The organism is Nocardia mangyaensis (genome assembly GCF_001886715.1).
Taxonomy (GTDB): Bacteria; Actinomycetota; Actinomycetes; order Mycobacteriales; family Mycobacteriaceae; genus Nocardia; species Nocardia mangyaensis.
Window position 1 is genome coordinate 6,402,538 of sequence record NZ_CP018082.1, and the last position, 14,059, is coordinate 6,416,596.

Genomic DNA, 14,059 nt, shown 5'->3' on the forward strand with positions numbered 1-14,059 from the left:
CGGCGTACGATCCGATACCGTGGCACAGGGCGTTGCCATTTGCGTACTCCCGGGGGGATCCAGTACCGCCCATCGGGAAAGTTTCAGGGTGAAGGAACAGATCGGGTAACAGGGCGTCCAGTCCAACCGATCCAAGTTCTGACACGAGGAGATGAATGATGAGCACCCCTGCTACGACCGCCGGGTCCGATTCGGCGCTGCCGCAATCCGAGGCGGAGATCGAAAAGCTTCGCCTCGAGATCGACCAGCTCGATGCCACGATCCTCGCCGCGATCAAACGCCGGAGCGAGATCTCGCGGATCATCGGCCGCACCCGGATGGCTTCGGGTGGTCCGCGCCTGGTCCACAGTCGTGAGATGAAGGTGCTCGAACGCTTCAGTGAGCTCGGCCAGGAGGGCCACACCCTCGCCATGCTCCTGCTGCGCCTCGGCCGCGGTCGGCTCGGCCGCTAGGCCCCCCAATACCCGCGGCGACCATCCAGTTCGCCGCTTCCAGAAAGCCGCCCCGGGTGCAACACCATCCCCGGGGCGGTGTTTATTTGCGGCCCGGGGCCGCGTGTTCGTCGTAGGACTCCCTCCGTGGTGGGTGCGTCGGGTGACCGGGTCGGCGTGGACTGGGGTGCGTGGAGCCGGGATGCTTGCTCAGGTCAGGGCGATGTACTTCGTGTTCAGGTATTCCTCGATGCCCTCGGTGCCGCCTTCGCGGCCGAAGCCCGATTCCTTGACGCCGCCGAAGGGGGCCGCCGGGTCGGAGATGACGCCGCGGTTGACGCCGACCATGCCGGTCTGCACAGCTTCGGAGACGCGCAGGGCGCGGTCGAGGTCGCGGGTGTAGACATAGCCGACCAGGCCGTACTCGGTGTCGTTGGCGGCGGCGACGCCCTCGTCCTCGGTGTCGAAGGCGACGATGGGCGCGACCGGGCCGAAGACCTCTTCGCGCAGGATGCGCGCGTTCTCGGGCACGTCGGCCAGGATGGTGGCCGGGTAGAACCAGCCGGGTCCGCTGGGCACTTTGCCGCCGAGCAGGCAGTTGGCGCCCTTGGCCACGGCGTCGTCGACGAGGTCGCTCACGATCTCGCGCTGGTCCTCGCTGACGAGCGGACCGAGAGTCGTGTCCGGATCGGTACCCGACCCGAGAACCACGGTGTCGGCCATCGCGGCGACCAGTTTCTCGGTGAACTCGGCGACCACCGCGCGCTGGACGTGGAACCGGTTGGCCGCCGTGCACGCCTCCCCGCCATTGCGCAGTTTCGCCTGCATCGCGCCGGTGACCGCGGCGTCGACATCGGCGTCGTCGAACACCACGAACGGTGCGTTGCCGCCCAGTTCCATCGAGGTGCGCAGCAGCCGGTTCGCCGAGGCCGCGACGAGCTTCTTACCGACCTCGGTGGATCCGGTGAAGGTGAGCTTGCGCAGGCGCGGATCGTCGATCAGCGGGCCCGTGACAGCCCCCGAATGCTGGGTCGTGATCACCGACAGCACCCCGTCGGGCAGCCCCGCCTCGCTGCAGAGCTTGGCCAGCGCCAGCATGGTCAGCGGTGTCGCCGAGGCGGGCTTGACGATCATCGTGCAACCGGCGGCCAGCGCGGGACCGATCTTGCGCGTGCCCATGGCGAGCGGGAAGTTCCACGGCGTGATCGCCAGACACGGCCCCACCGGCTGTTTGTCGACCATGATCCGACCGTTCCCGGAGGGTGCGCGCAGATACCGCCCGTGCACCCGCACCGCCTCCTCGCTGAACCAGCGGAAGAACTCGGCGCCGTAGCGCACCTCGTTGCGGCTCTCGGCCAGCGCCTTGCCCATCTCGAGCGTCATCAGCAACGCGAACTCCTCGGCCCGCGCACTCAGCTGATCGAACACCCCACGCAGGATCTCGCCCCGCTCCCGCGACGGCGTCGCCGCCCACTCCGCGCCCGCCGCGACCGCGACATCGAGCGCGCGCTTCGCGTCCTCGGGCGTCGCGTCCGCCACCTGCGCGAGCACCGAGCCGTCGGCCGGATTCAGCACGTCGAACGTGCCGCCCCCACCCGCCTCGACCGGCCCGGAACCGATCCACAAACCCTTCGGTACGAATTCGAGTACATCGCGTTCAGACACCATCCCGCCAGCCTAAGCCGACACCCGCCCGCACACACCAGAACCCAGTCCGCCATGACCGCACTCCCAACCCCGCACCCGCGACCCCGAGGAGCGGCGGCCACGCAGTGGCCGGTCGCGGCCGGGCCAGGGGCCGCGGCTCGAGCGCGCCAGCGCTCCGAAAGCACGGTACCGTGGCCAGCGTGAGCAGCGACATCACCGCGTCGGCGGCCTGGCAGGCACTGCACGATGATCACCGCAAGGTCGCACCACGTCATCTCAGGGAACTGTTCGCCGAGGATCCGGCGCGCGGCCGTGAGCTGACGCTGCAGGTGGCCGATCTGCACATCGACTACAGCAAACACCGGGTGACCCGCGAAACCCTGCGTCTACTGGTCGATCTCGCGCGCACGGCGGGCGTGCCGGAGCATCGCGACCAGATGTTTTCGGGCGAGCACATCAACACCTCCGAGGACCGCGCGGTCGGGCACATCGCGCTCCGGCTGCCGGTGGGCGATCAGCTCGAGATCGACGGCACCGACGCCGACGCCGAGGTGCACGACGTTCTGCGCCGGATGGGCGAGTTCGCCGATTCGGTGCGCTCGGGTGAGTGGCGCGGCGCGACCGGTGAGGGCATCAGGACCGTCGTGAACATCGGGATCGGCGGCTCGGATCTGGGCCCCGACATGGTGTATCGCGCGCTGCGCCATTACGCCGACGCCGAGATCGAGGCCAGGTTCGTCTCCAATGTCGACCCGGCCGATCTGGTCGCCAAGCTCGCCGGGCTCGACCCCGCGACGACGCTGTTCATCGTCGCGTCCAAGACGTTCTCGACGTTGGAGACGCTGACCAACGCGACGGCGGCCCGACGTTGGCTGGTCGCCGCGCTGGGTACCGACGCGGTCGCCAAGCATTTCGTCGCGGTCTCGACCAACGCGGAACGGGTGGCCGAGTTCGGGATCGATACCGCGAACATGTTCGGCTTCTGGGACTGGGTGGGTGGCCGCTACTCGGTCGACTCGGCGATCGGCCTGTCGGTGATGGTGACCATCGGCAAGGAGCGGTTCGGCGAGTTCCTCAGCGGAATGCACGCTGTCGACCGGCATTTCGCCACCGCGCCACTGGCCGAGAACGGACCGGTCCTGCTGGCTCTGCTCGGCGTCTGGTATTCGAACTTCTTCGGCGCGGAATCACGTGCGGTGCTGCCGTATTCGAACGATCTGGCCCGATTCCCCGCCTATCTGCAGCAATTGACGATGGAGTCCAACGGCAAGTCGGTGCGCGCCGACGGCACGCCGGTGACCTCCTCGACCGGCGAGATCTTCTGGGGCGAACCGGGGACCAACGGTCAGCACGCCTTCTATCAGCTGCTGCATCAGGGCACCCGCCTGATTCCCGCCGATTTCCTCGGCTTCGCCAAGTCCACCGACGACCTGCCGACCCGCGACGGCACCGGCAGCATGCACGACATCCTGATGAGCAACCTGTTCGCCCAGACCAAGGTGCTGGCCTTCGGCAAGACCGCCGAGGAGATCGCCGCCGAGGGCACCGATCCGACGTTGGTGCCGCACAAGGTGATGCCCGGCAACCGGCCGAGCACCACGATTCTGGCACCGGAGCTCACCCCGTCGACGGTGGGTCAGCTGATCGCGCTCTATGAGCACCAGGTGTTCGTCGAGGGCACCATCTGGGGTATCGACAGCTTCGACCAGTGGGGTGTGGAGCTGGGCAAGCAACAGGCACTCGCGCTGGCGCCGCTGCTGAGTTCGGCGAACGAGCCCGCCTCGGCCGGTGATTCGTCGACCGACGCGCTCATCGAGTGGTATCGGGCGAATCGCTGAGATCCTCGACGTCGCGCCGAGCGCCCGCGGCGGCCTCGATGCGCCCGGTGACGCTGGTGGTGACGATGGTGAGCAGGGTGCCGAGGACGACCAGGTCGAAAACCACCTGCACCATCGTGGCGATCCGCGCCACCTGACCCACGGCGTGTACATCGCCGTAACCGACGGTGCCGAGGGTCATCAGCGTGTAGTACAGCGCATCGGTTCGGGTGCTCAGACCCTCGAACTGTCCCGGCTGTAGTTGTTCGAGCCGGTAGTAGTACAGCGCGAACACCACGCAGACCACGCAGACGACCAGCAGTACCCCGTCGACGCGCCCGCCGGTCGAGGTCGGGGCCCGGAGAAAGTACTCGACTCGTCGCCACACCAACCAACCGAGACCGAGGACGCCGACGACGAAGGTGATCAGCCCGAGGGTTCGGCCCGGCCACGCGTCGAGGTTGTAGGCCCATGCGATCGGGACGCTGTAGTAGAACAGAAGCGCGCAGAGAGCCGCCGAGGCGTTTCGGAGCACATGCCCGGCCACCGGGAATCGCCGAGGTCGCGTCATCGGTCCATGATGGCCGGTTCCGCACCGATCGGGTGGCGCACGCGCCGAGCGGGGGTGCGCTCAGTGAACCAGGTAGCCGTCGCCGACCGCGGTGAGGATCTCATCGGCGCGGGGTCGGCTCGCGGCGACGAGGTCGGCGTTGCGCAGATCGCTGTGAGCGACTTTCGCGCTGGCTTCGGCGCGCGTGCGAGCACCGGCGAGGTGCCGGTCGAGGAGCCGGTCGGTGAGCACCGCACGCGGCGCGTCGAGATACCAGCACGCGTCGAGCAGGCCGCGCACTGCCGCCCAACCGGGCGCCTGCTCGTCGGTCAGCAGCAGATAGTTGCCCTCGATGACGACGATCTGTTCGTCGCGAACGACCACCCCGCCCTCGGTGGGTTCGTCGATCGCCCGATCGAACAGGGGCCACGGCACCGGTTCACCCACCGGCGTCTGCCGAAGCAACCGCAGGTCGGCGACGAATCCGGCGGCGTCGAAGGTGTCCGGCTCACCCTTGCGCGCCAGTGCGCCCCGCGCCCGCAGCACCTCGTTGCGCAGGTGGTATCCATCCATCGGCGCGACGACCGCCGCCCGCCCAGCACGGGTGAGCTCGGTGCGCAGCCGCTGCGCCAGCGTCGATTTGCCCGCACCAGGCGGCCCCGCGATACCGAGCAGGTAGCGCTGCGCGGTGACCGCCGGAACCGACCTGGCCAGTTCGGCCACAGACAGCAAGCCGCTCGCCCGGTTCATCGACCCAGCCTATCGAGATGCTCACCAGAGGTACGGTGACTCAGCTCGGGTCGACGAATCCCCGCTCGAGGATCGCACCGGTATCGACACCGACCGGCAACGTACCGAAGGCGATCCCCCAGTCTCCACTGAGCCGGGTGGCGCAGAAGGCGTCGGCGACGGCCGAGTGCCCGTGGCGCACCAGCTGCGCGCCCTGCAGCACCAGCGCCATCAGTTCCACCACGCGCCGCGCCCGGTACTCGATGTCGGACAGGTCGGTGAGTTCCTTGCCGACCCGGTCGATCGCGTCGTCCAGGCGCGGGTCGGCGCCGCGCGCGCGGCCGACCTCGGCGAAGTAGGCCTCGACCGTCTCGGGCTGACGTCCCATGGCGCGCAACGCGTCCAGCGCGGCCACATTGCCCGAGCCCTCCCAGATCGACATGAGCGGCGCCTCGCGGTACAGCCGTGGCATCCCCGATTCCTCGGCATATCCATTGCCGCCCAGGCATTCCAGCGCCTCGGCCGCGTGTGACGGGGCGCGCTTGCACACCCAGTACTTGGTGATGGCCAGCGCGATCCGGCGCAGCGCCGCCTCACTCGGATCGCTGCCCGCCCGGTCGGTGGCACCGGCCAGCCGCATCATCACCGTGGTCGCGGCATCGGACTCGACGAGCAGATCGGCGAGCACATTGCGCATCGCGGGCTGGTCGATCAGCTTGGCGCCGAACGCTTCTCGATGCCGTGCGTGGTGCACCGCGGTGACCGCGCCGAGGCGCATGCCGGTGGCCGAACCGATCACGCAGTCCAGCCGGGTCATGTTGACCATCTCGATGATCGTCTTCACCCCCGCGCCCTCGGCGCCGACCAGCCAGCCGGTGGCGTTCTCGTATTCGATCTCCGAGGACGCGTTCGACTTGTTGCCCAGTTTGTCCTTGAGGCGCTGGATGCGGATCGGATTGCGGGTGCCGTCGGGCAGCACGCGCGGCAGCAGGAAGCACGACAGACCGCCGGGCGCCTGGGCCAGGGTCAGGAACATGTCCGACATCGGCGCCGAGGTGAACCACTTGTGCCCGACGACGCGGTAGGAGCCATCGGGCTGCGGCGCGGCCGTGGTGGTGTTGGCCCGCACATCCGAGCCGCCCTGCTTCTCGGTCATCGACATCCCGGCGATGAGCCCGGCCTTGGTGGAGGGTTCGCGCAGCCCGAAATCGTAGGTGCGCGAACCGAGCAGTGGTTCGAAGCGAGCGGCGAGTTCGGGATTGTGGCGCAGCGCGGGCACCACCGCGTAGGTCATCGAGATCGGACACATGTGCCCGGCGTCGGCGGCGCCCCAGGTGTAGAACTTGGCAGCGCGGGCGGTGTGCGCGCCGGGACGCTCGTCGAGCCACGGCGATCCGTGCAGGCCGTGTTCGACCGCGACAGTCATCAGGTCGTGCCAGTGCGGATGGAACTCCACCTCGTCGACTCGATGCCCCCAGCGGTCGTGGGTGTGCAGCACCGGCGGGTACTCGTTGGCCAGCCGGCCCCACTCTTGCGCGGCGAAACCTCCTGCGAGCGCGCCGAGTTCACGCACCTCCGCCTCGGCCCAGCCCGCGCCTTCGCGGTGCAGGCCCTCGAGCAGCGCCGGATTGCGCGCGGCGTCGAAGGGGACGAGCGGCGGGACCTGGTTGAACACCTCATGGGTCAGCATTGACGACAACTCCTTCGACTACGACGATTCCGGGCGCACGCCCAGCGCGCGCACGGCGAAAGCGACCAATTCGGGGACGACGGTCTCGGCGTGCGGCGCGGCGACCAGCGGGCCGACCAGCACTTCACCGATGGCGCCGACGAGCGCGGCGGCACTGAGGCCCGAGTCCTGCGCGGGTAGCACGCCCTGGGCGACTCCGTGCGCGATCGCGGTCTCGAACGAGGCGGCGAAGGCGCGCCGGAATTCCAGGCGCTGCGCGTCGACGCCGGGGTCGACCGGCTCGGCCAGCAGCACGTAGGCCAGTTTCGGGTTCTTGAGCGCGCGTCCGGCGAAGGTCTCCACCGCCGCGGTGACCCGCTCGAGCACGTCACCGTCGGCCACCGCGGCGCGGACCGCGTCGACCTCGCGGGCGACCACCGTCTCGAAGACCGCGGCGACCAGCGCGGCTTTGTTCTCGAACTGCTTGTAGACCGTTCCCGTCGCGATTCCGGCCTGCGAAGCGACGGCGGCCATCGACAATCCGGCGAACCCGTCCCGGGACAGCACCGCGGTGGCACCCTGCACGATCAGCGCGCGTTGCGCGTCGAGCCGGGCCTGAACAGCCGGGGTCCTGCGGTACACCATGCGAAGAAGTGAACCACTGATTCACCGCTTCACGCAAGAGCCGGAGCCGTATGGTCGAGACATGGCCGTACGAGTCGAACACGCGGGTCCGATCACCACGGTGATCCTGGACCGCCCACATGCCCGCAATGCCGTCGACGGCCCGACCGCACGCGCGCTGGCCGACGCCTTCCGGGCCTTCGACGCCGATCCGACCGCCGCGGTGGCGGTGCTGTGGGGCGAACACGGCACCTTCTGCTCGGGCGCGGACCTCAAGGCCCTCGGCACCGAGACCAGCAACCAGGCCACCGTCGACGGCGACGGCCCGATGGGTCCCACCCGCATGCGGCTGTCCAAGCCGGTGATCGCGGCCGTCTCCGGCTACGCGGTGGCCGGTGGGCTGGAACTGGCGCTGTGGTGCGATCTGCGCGTCGCCGAGCAGGACGCCACCTTCGGCGTGTTCTGCCGCCGCTGGGGTGTGCCGCTGATCGACGGCGGCACCGTGCGACTGCCGCGCATCGTCGGCGAGGGCAGGGCGCTGGACATGATCCTGACCGGCAGGGCGGTGAGCGCGCCCGAGGCACTGCAGATGGGCCTGGTCACCCGCGTCGTCCCCACCGGCGACGCCCGCCGCGTCGCCGAGGAGATCGCCGGGCAGCTGGCCGCGCTCCCGCAGACCTGCCTGCGGACCGATCGCGCCGCGCTGTTCGACCAGTACGGACACACCGAAGAAGAGGCGCTTCGCATCGAGTTCGAGCACGGCATGACGGCGCTGACCGGTGGCGCGCTCGACGGCGCCGCCCGATTCGCCGCGGGCGCCGGCCGCAGCGGGAGCCCCGACCCCCGCTGATGGACCGGCTCACCGTCGTCGACGAGATCTTCCTGCGCACCCACCGCGGGATGGGCACCCCCATCGCCCTGCAAGGGCTGTGGCGGATCACCGACGCGATGGAACCCACACTGCTGCAGGCCATTCACGAGCAGCTGCGGGTCGGCGCGCTGGGTCGCAGAGTGATCCGGCCACGCATTCCCGGCGCGCGCCGAGCGTGGCGACCCAACACCAGGGCCCACCCCCTCGACGTCGCCGCCGACCCGCTGCCCGAGCACGGCATCCTGCCATGGGCCGACGCCCTCGGCACCGACCTCGATCCCGAGTTCGGCCCCGGCTGGCGCCTGTCCGCCACGCCCCTGCACGACGGCGGAACCGTTGTTGCCCTGACCTGTTCGCACGCCTTGGCCGACGCCCGCGGCCTGATCCATGCCGTCACCGCGGCCCTTGCCGAACTACGTCCGCACGCTGGGGACCCCACGAGCGGCGACGCCCCGGACGCACCGCCCTCGCGCATCGAGTACGGCTGCCGGACAACGACATCGGATTGGTCCGATGCGATCTCCCAATGGACCACGATCATCACCGGCACTGCCCGCGCGCTGCGGCAGGGGATCCCGCGACCACCGGCGACCACGACACCCGAGCCCACGGCCGATCGTCTCGTCCACAGCACGCTGCTCACCTTCGACGCCGCCACGTGGGACCACACCGCCGCGACAGCCGGCGGAACCGCGAACAGCCTGTTCATCCATCTCGTCGCGAAGGTCCTGTGGGAGACCGGTTTTCCTGGAGAGCGGATCGCCGCGAGCCTGCCGGTGGACACCCGCGACGAACCCCGCGTCGACAACGACTTGGCCGTCACCGAGATCACCGTGAGCCGCGCCGACACCCCCGCGACCATTCGAGAGAAGGCACGCGCCGCCTATCAGCGACGGATGTCGAGCCCCGCCGGTCTACCCGAAGAGATCCTCCAGGTGGTCCCGGACCGCTGGGCGTACACGCTCAGCAAGGGCGCGGGTGAGCGAGACATCCTGTGCTCCAACATCGGATCACTGCCCGACAGCTTGCGCACGGTCGGCACCCACCACTGCGATCGCGTCGCCGCACGGGCCATTCACCCTGGCATCACCACATTTCCCCGCACCCGGCTCTCCGGCTACCTGTCCCGGCTCGGCGACACCTACACCCTGGCCCTGGTGAGCCTGGCAGGTGACCGCGAAACGCTCAGCGCCGCGACAGATCGAGCCTGCGAGGAACTCGGCACGCGCCCGGATTCCTGGTGATCGCGCGCCCGGTCGAGCCGCCCCGTACCTGCGCTCAGGCCGCCACCATCCCGGTGAGCAGCGTTCGCAACGACCAGACGAACTGGTCCACCGAATTCCACGCGGCGATCTCGTCGAGGTGCGCCGTCGTACGCGGCCAGCGCGCGGAGTCGATGTCGTCGAGCGCCGCGCGCCGCTGCCGAACCCGCTCGGATTCCGGTGGCAGCGGCGGCTTTCCGTCGGTCTCGGCCACGTCGAGGGCGACGGCTCCGAGCACCTGCACGAGCACCGAGTACACCCCGTGCGCTCGCGCCTGCGCGGGCAGCCCGCCCCGAGTCAGACAGGCCAACAGCGCCTCGCTGATATCGCGCGCCACCGGACCATCCGCCGCCGGACCGTCCATCGGCCCCGACATCATCAGGGTGACGACCGCCGGATGCGCGAGCAGTTGGTCACGCATCCCGAGCGCGAACTGGATCACCGCGGCCGACCACTCCACTCCCGCATCCGACAGCGGCCCCACCGGCACTGCCGAGAGCACCCGCTCGATCACGGCCCGCTCCAGCTCGACCCGGCTGCCTGCCACGCTGGACACCGCGTCCGCCTCGACCCCGAGCCGCGCGGCCACAGCCCCGATCGACAACGCACTCGGCCCACCCGCATCGAGCAGCCCGAGCGCGGTGCCGACCACCTCGAACTCGGTGAACGCCCGCCCCGCCGAGCCCCGCCGACCTGCCGATTCAGCCTCCGACATGCCACGGACGCTACCCCGTGGAGCCACCGTCACCCGGTAACCCGCCGCGGCGCCACGGAGGCCCAATCACCACACCCGCGAAACCGTTCGCGGCGCACCCGAGCGCCGATCCGCTCCGGTGACACCGCCGGGCTCACGGGCCGTCCGCCTACGACGTGATACCGAGCCGAGTCGCCAACCACGGCAACTGATCACGCAACCCCGCCGACCACACCGCGAAACTGTGCCCGCCGGGCAGCACCTGCAATCGCACATCCATCCCGGCCGCCTTGGTCGCCTCGTACATGCGCTCGACCTGCGGGCGATAGGTCTCGTCGTCAGCACCGACGACGAACGCGCCCGCCGAATCCGGGTAGGTGCGGCTGTGCAGCAGGTCGAGCGGGTTGACCCGCACGAACGCCTCCGCGTCGCCGCCGAAAGCCGCGTCCACCGTGCGCTGCCGGTCACCGAGGGTCGGTTCGTCCTCGCCGGACAGGTCAAGGAAGGTCGGGTAGACCTCTGGATGGTTGGTGGCCATCTGCAACGCACAGGTTCCGCCGTAGGACAACCCGCCGATGGCCCAGGCGCGCGGATCGGGATCGACCTGCACCGTCGACCGCGTCCACGCGGGTACGTCGACCGCGAGATAGGTGGCGACGTTGCCCAATCGCGAATCCAGGCACAGCGGATCGGCCAGCGCGGTGCCGGTCCCGTCGGCGACCACGACCACCGGCGCGAGACCGCCGTGCTCGCGGGCGAACTCGTCCATGGTCTCGGCCAGCTGTCCGCCGACAAACCAGTCCTCCGGCGCGCCAGGCTGTCCGGCCAGCAGCACCAGCACCGGCAGCAGCGGGCGCGGATCGGCGAAATAGGCGGGTGGCAAGTAGATCTCGGCATCGCGCGCGGTGAATCCGGACGCCGTCGGCGACACCGAGGCGGTCAGCACCCGACCGCCGTCAGCGAGCCCGGCCGGCACCTGCCACACCGACTCGAGCGGGCGACCGGTGACCACCTGTTCGGTCCGGGTCAACTCCCCGGCATCGATCCGGCCGATCTTCTCGATCCCGAACGCCGCGCCCACCGTCGGATAGGACGCGTAGACCAGATTCACCCGTGTCCCCACCGCGATCAGCACGGCCACCACCGCCAGCACCGTCACCACGGCGGTCCCCACACTGCGGCGCACCAGGATTCGCGGTAAGACGAGCAGCACCGCCGCCACACCGATCCCGATCAGCACGTACACCGACTCGGCGATCGGGTCGGGGAACGGCTGCCACACTTCCTCGACGAACAGGTACGCGGCGACGGTCAGCACCGTCGCGGCGAGCAAGGCGATCGGCACGGTCGTCGTGACATAGCGGCGCGCGCGCGGGAGCAGCAACCACACCGCACCCATCACGCCGAGCAGCGTCAACGCCACCGGGAGCCATCCCGTGAGCAACGACAGATCGGTGAATCGCGTCAGCACTGACCTCCACAGATGCCACTTCGACCACCCCGGGCTCCCACATCGGGTCCGGCGGCCACCGTGATGACATACGGTACACAGACGGCTTCCCCGCGTCGGGACGGCGCACTCGCAGCAAAGGGTGGATCGATGGACGACAACACAGCTGCCACCGAACAGGGCCCGCCCAGCGGCATCGCCGCCGTGGGCATCGTGCTGCGGAGGGTGCCGTTCACCGTCGGTTTCCTGGTCGTCGTCACCCTCCTCGGTATCGCCGGCGGGGGCCTGTGGCGCAGGCTCGACACGCGATCGTGGTTCGCCGACATCGCCTACGGCTGGCCCGCCCTCCAGGAGGGCAGGTGGTGGACGCCGTTGTCTGGCTGGTTCTTCGGCCTCACGCCCGCTCAGTACGTCACCATGGCAATCCTTTTCGCGGCCGCCGTCGGCTGGGCCGAGTGGCGCCTCGGCACGGTGCGCACCGCCGTGGTCTGCCTCAGCGGTCAGCTGATCGGCATCCTGGTGGCCTCGGTGACGGTCGGGCTGCTGGCCCACACCCATCTCGGTTGGGCCGATCGCCTCGCCGACGTGCGCGATGTCGGGTTCACCACGGCTGCGATCGCCGCGCTGGCCGCGGTCTCGGCGACCCTGCGCTCACCCTGGCGACTGCGGGTGCGCGCCGCGCTGGTGGCGTATGTGGCGATCGCCTTCCTGTTCGAGTCGACCTTCGCCGATCTGATGCACGTGATCGCCGTCGCCGTGTGGCTGCCGCTGGGCGAGAAGCTGTTCAGCCGCACCGAACACGGCTTCTGGCCGCGCACCCGCCGTGAGGTGCGGATGCTGGCCTTCACCGGGCTGCTGGTGATCGCGGCGGCCTCGGTGGCGGTGTACTTCTTCCCCGGCGAGAGTCTGCTCGGGGCCACCGAGGACGAACGCGGCTCGCTGTGGAGCACGCTCATCACGGTGGCGGTGATCGCGGTGGTCGCCGATCAGCTGCGCAAGGGCAAGCGGTGGGCCTGGTGGGTCGCCATCGGCTACGGCACCCTGCACGTGGTACTCACGCTGGTCCTGCTCGGCGTCGCCATCGGCGCCGAGGTCGAGACCACCGGCGCGGTCACCGTCGGCACCGCTCTGCTGTGGGCGGGTGAGGTGGCACTGCTCTACGGCGGACGCGGCGCGTTCCGAGTCCCCGCCCGGCGCAAGATCACCGAGGGCACGCTCGCCGGCGTCGAACCCGGCGAAGCGGTGCGCACACTGCTGACCCGCTACGGCGGCTCCACCATGTCGTGGATGACCACCTGACCCGAGAACACGTACTGGTTCCCCGGCGGCAAGATCCGTGGCTGGACCCTGGATGTGATGCGCCGCCGACCCGACGGCTTCCGGCCCGTCGTCGAGTTCCTCATCGCCTCGGCCTGCCAGGCGTTCGAAGAGGAAGGCGTCGGCGTCGCGCTGACCAAGGCGTACCTGCCCGAGGTGTCGGCCAAGGACCTGATGGCAGTGGGCGCGTCGGCGCGCTGAGCAGGCCCGCGTGACCTCGGCCCGGCGTCCCTCGCGCCGCTCAGCGCGAGGTCGACCCAGCAACGACGCCAGCCGGCCATCTCAGCCCGCCGCGACCGATTCCGGCGTCCCACGCGCGGCGACCTCAGCGGGTACCTCAACCCCGGGCTCCAGGTTGTCCGCGGCGATCGGTTCGCCCCAGACCTGGCGCAGCGGCAGCACACCGGCCCACACTCCACCGGTCTCGACATCGTCCGCGTCGTCGTTCGGGCCGCCCGTGCGCACCTTCACCGACGCTTCGGTGAGGTCGAGCGCGAGCACCATGGTGGCCGCCATCTCCTTGCGGTTGGGCGGGCGCACCCGGTCCCATGAGCCCGGCGCGGCGTGCTCGACGATCAGCCGCAGGGCCTCGGTGCGCTCGGCGTCATCGGTGACCAGCACCGCCTTGCCGCGGATCACAGCGCTGCGGTAGTTCATCGAGAAGTGCATGGCCGAGCGGGCGTACACCACGCCGTCGACGTGGGTCACCGCGATCGAGACGTCGGCGCCGATGGCCGCGCGCACATTGCCCGCTCCGGTGGAGCCGTGCAGGTAGAGGGTGTCCCCGCCGCGGCCATAGATCGTCGGCACCACCACCGGCGAGCCGCCGAGCAGCACACCGAGGTGGCAGACCAGTCCGGCATCGAGCACCGCGTCGAGTGCGGCGCGATCGTCGACGCCCCGCTCCTTGCTGCGGGTCAGGGTGGTGCGCGGGGTCGGCGAGAGGGGAACGCGGTGGGTGTCGTGCGTGGTCATGGTATGAGCTTCGCCGATGAAGT

The 14,059-nt window shown here is 69.9% G+C and carries 13 protein-coding genes and 1 pseudogene; 6 read left to right on the plus strand and 8 right to left on the minus strand.

The features are described from left to right. Positions 1 to 158 precede the first annotated feature (158 nt). Positions 159 to 452, plus strand: a complete 294-nt coding sequence (locus BOX37_RS29140; RefSeq protein ID WP_084761067.1) for a chorismate mutase — start codon at positions 159 to 161, stop codon at positions 450 to 452. Between the two features lie 189 nt (positions 453 to 641). Here the strand turns inward: BOX37_RS29140 and BOX37_RS29145 are convergent, their stop codons facing one another. Next, positions 642 to 2,099 carry an NAD-dependent succinate-semialdehyde dehydrogenase gene (locus tag BOX37_RS29145; protein WP_071930413.1) on the minus strand — a complete coding sequence of 486 codons (1,458 nt, stop codon included), beginning with the start codon at positions 2,097 to 2,099 and terminating at the stop codon, positions 642 to 644. A gap of 179 nt (positions 2,100 to 2,278) precedes the next feature. On the opposite strand from BOX37_RS29145, the gene pgi reads away from it, so the two are divergent. Continuing rightward, positions 2,279 to 3,916, plus strand: coding sequence for a glucose-6-phosphate isomerase (gene pgi, locus BOX37_RS29150; protein ID WP_071931973.1), 1,638 nt, complete (start codon positions 2,279 to 2,281; stop codon positions 3,914 to 3,916). Here pgi and BOX37_RS29155 read toward each other — a convergent pair. From BOX37_RS29155 to BOX37_RS29170, 4 genes are read right to left on the minus strand one after another with little or no spacing between them, the layout of a single operon-like run. Beyond that, complete coding sequence (locus BOX37_RS29155) at positions 3,888 to 4,466, minus strand: potassium channel family protein (protein WP_071930414.1); 579 nt, start codon at positions 4,464 to 4,466, stop codon at positions 3,888 to 3,890. The two genes, pgi and BOX37_RS29155, sit on opposite strands and share 29 nt — an antisense overlap. 60 nt (positions 4,467 to 4,526) lie before the next feature. Further along, on the minus strand, positions 4,527 to 5,195 hold the full coding sequence (locus BOX37_RS29160) for a nucleoside/nucleotide kinase family protein (protein ID WP_071930415.1): 669 nt from the start codon (positions 5,193 to 5,195) through the stop codon (positions 4,527 to 4,529). Between the two features lie 40 nt (positions 5,196 to 5,235). After that, the gene (locus BOX37_RS29165; protein ID WP_071930416.1) at positions 5,236 to 6,864 is read right to left on the minus strand and encodes an acyl-CoA dehydrogenase family protein; all 1,629 of its coding nucleotides are present in this window, start codon (positions 6,862 to 6,864) and stop codon (positions 5,236 to 5,238) included. Between the two features lie 18 nt (positions 6,865 to 6,882). Then, positions 6,883 to 7,488, minus strand: a complete 606-nt coding sequence (locus BOX37_RS29170) for a TetR/AcrR family transcriptional regulator (protein ID WP_071930417.1) — start codon at positions 7,486 to 7,488, stop codon at positions 6,883 to 6,885. A gap of 61 nt (positions 7,489 to 7,549) precedes the next feature. Here BOX37_RS29170 and BOX37_RS29175 point away from each other — a divergent pair, with 61 nt between their 5' ends. Both BOX37_RS29175 and BOX37_RS29180 read left to right on the plus strand, forming a co-directional pair. Further along, the gene (locus tag BOX37_RS29175) at positions 7,550 to 8,317 is read left to right on the plus strand and encodes a crotonase/enoyl-CoA hydratase family protein (protein ID WP_071930418.1); all 768 of its coding nucleotides are present in this window, start codon (positions 7,550 to 7,552) and stop codon (positions 8,315 to 8,317) included. Beyond that, positions 8,317 to 9,582: a hypothetical protein gene (locus BOX37_RS29180; RefSeq protein WP_071930419.1), complete on the plus strand. Its 1,266-nt coding sequence runs from the start codon at positions 8,317 to 8,319 to the stop codon at positions 9,580 to 9,582. Before BOX37_RS29175 ends, BOX37_RS29180 begins: the two co-directional genes overlap by 1 nt. Before the next feature lie 34 nt (positions 9,583 to 9,616). Here the strand turns inward: BOX37_RS29180 and BOX37_RS29185 are convergent, their stop codons facing one another. Both BOX37_RS29185 and BOX37_RS29190 read right to left on the minus strand, forming a co-directional pair. Continuing rightward, positions 9,617 to 10,315 (minus strand): TetR/AcrR family transcriptional regulator C-terminal domain-containing protein, encoded by a 699-nt coding sequence (locus tag BOX37_RS29185; protein ID WP_071930420.1) that lies wholly within the window; start codon positions 10,313 to 10,315, stop codon positions 9,617 to 9,619. Positions 10,316 to 10,463: 148 nt separating this feature from the next. Next, positions 10,464 to 11,762, minus strand: coding sequence for an alpha/beta hydrolase (locus tag BOX37_RS29190; protein ID WP_071931974.1), 1,299 nt, complete (start codon positions 11,760 to 11,762; stop codon positions 10,464 to 10,466). A 132-nt stretch (positions 11,763 to 11,894) separates the two neighbouring features. Here BOX37_RS29190 and BOX37_RS29195 point away from each other — a divergent pair, with 132 nt between their 5' ends. Both BOX37_RS29195 and BOX37_RS33570 read left to right on the plus strand, forming a co-directional pair. Then, a complete protein-coding gene (locus BOX37_RS29195) occupies positions 11,895 to 13,043 on the plus strand; it encodes a rhomboid-like protein (protein ID WP_071930421.1) in 1,149 nt (382 codons plus the stop codon). Positions 13,044 to 13,067: 24 nt separating this feature from the next. Then, positions 13,068 to 13,262: pseudogene (locus BOX37_RS33570) on the plus strand (phosphatidylglycerol lysyltransferase domain-containing protein); the annotation flags it as partial. 81 nt (positions 13,263 to 13,343) lie between these two features. Here the strand turns inward: BOX37_RS33570 and BOX37_RS29205 are convergent. After that, on the minus strand, positions 13,344 to 14,036 hold the full coding sequence (locus tag BOX37_RS29205; protein WP_071931975.1) for a pyridoxamine 5'-phosphate oxidase family protein: 693 nt from the start codon (positions 14,034 to 14,036) through the stop codon (positions 13,344 to 13,346). Positions 14,037 to 14,059 lie beyond the last annotated feature (23 nt).

Excerpts from the sequence above, each read along its gene's own strand:
- BOX37_RS29140 (WP_084761067.1), top strand. The coding sequence starts at position 159 with ATGAGCACCCCTGCTACGACCGCCGGGTCCGATTCGGCGCTGCCGCAA.
- BOX37_RS29145 (WP_071930413.1), bottom strand. The coding sequence starts at position 2,099 with ATGGTGTCTGAACGCGATGTACTCGAATTCGTACCGAAGGGTTTGTGG.
- BOX37_RS29155 (WP_071930414.1), bottom strand. The coding sequence starts at position 4,466 with ATGACGCGACCTCGGCGATTCCCGGTGGCCGGGCATGTGCTCCGAAAC.
- BOX37_RS29160 (WP_071930415.1), bottom strand. The coding sequence starts at position 5,195 with ATGAACCGGGCGAGCGGCTTGCTGTCTGTGGCCGAACTGGCCAGGTCG.
- BOX37_RS29165 (WP_071930416.1), bottom strand. The coding sequence starts at position 6,864 with ATGCTGACCCATGAGGTGTTCAACCAGGTCCCGCCGCTCGTCCCCTTC.
- BOX37_RS29170 (WP_071930417.1), bottom strand. The coding sequence starts at position 7,488 with ATGGTGTACCGCAGGACCCCGGCTGTTCAGGCCCGGCTCGACGCGCAA.
- BOX37_RS29175 (WP_071930418.1), top strand. The coding sequence starts at position 7,550 with ATGGCCGTACGAGTCGAACACGCGGGTCCGATCACCACGGTGATCCTG.
- BOX37_RS29180 (WP_071930419.1), top strand. The coding sequence starts at position 8,317 with ATGGACCGGCTCACCGTCGTCGACGAGATCTTCCTGCGCACCCACCGC.
- BOX37_RS29185 (WP_071930420.1), bottom strand. The coding sequence starts at position 10,315 with ATGTCGGAGGCTGAATCGGCAGGTCGGCGGGGCTCGGCGGGGCGGGCG.
- BOX37_RS29195 (WP_071930421.1), top strand. The coding sequence starts at position 11,895 with ATGGACGACAACACAGCTGCCACCGAACAGGGCCCGCCCAGCGGCATC.
- BOX37_RS29205 (WP_071931975.1), bottom strand. The coding sequence starts at position 14,036 with ATGACCACGCACGACACCCACCGCGTTCCCCTCTCGCCGACCCCGCGC.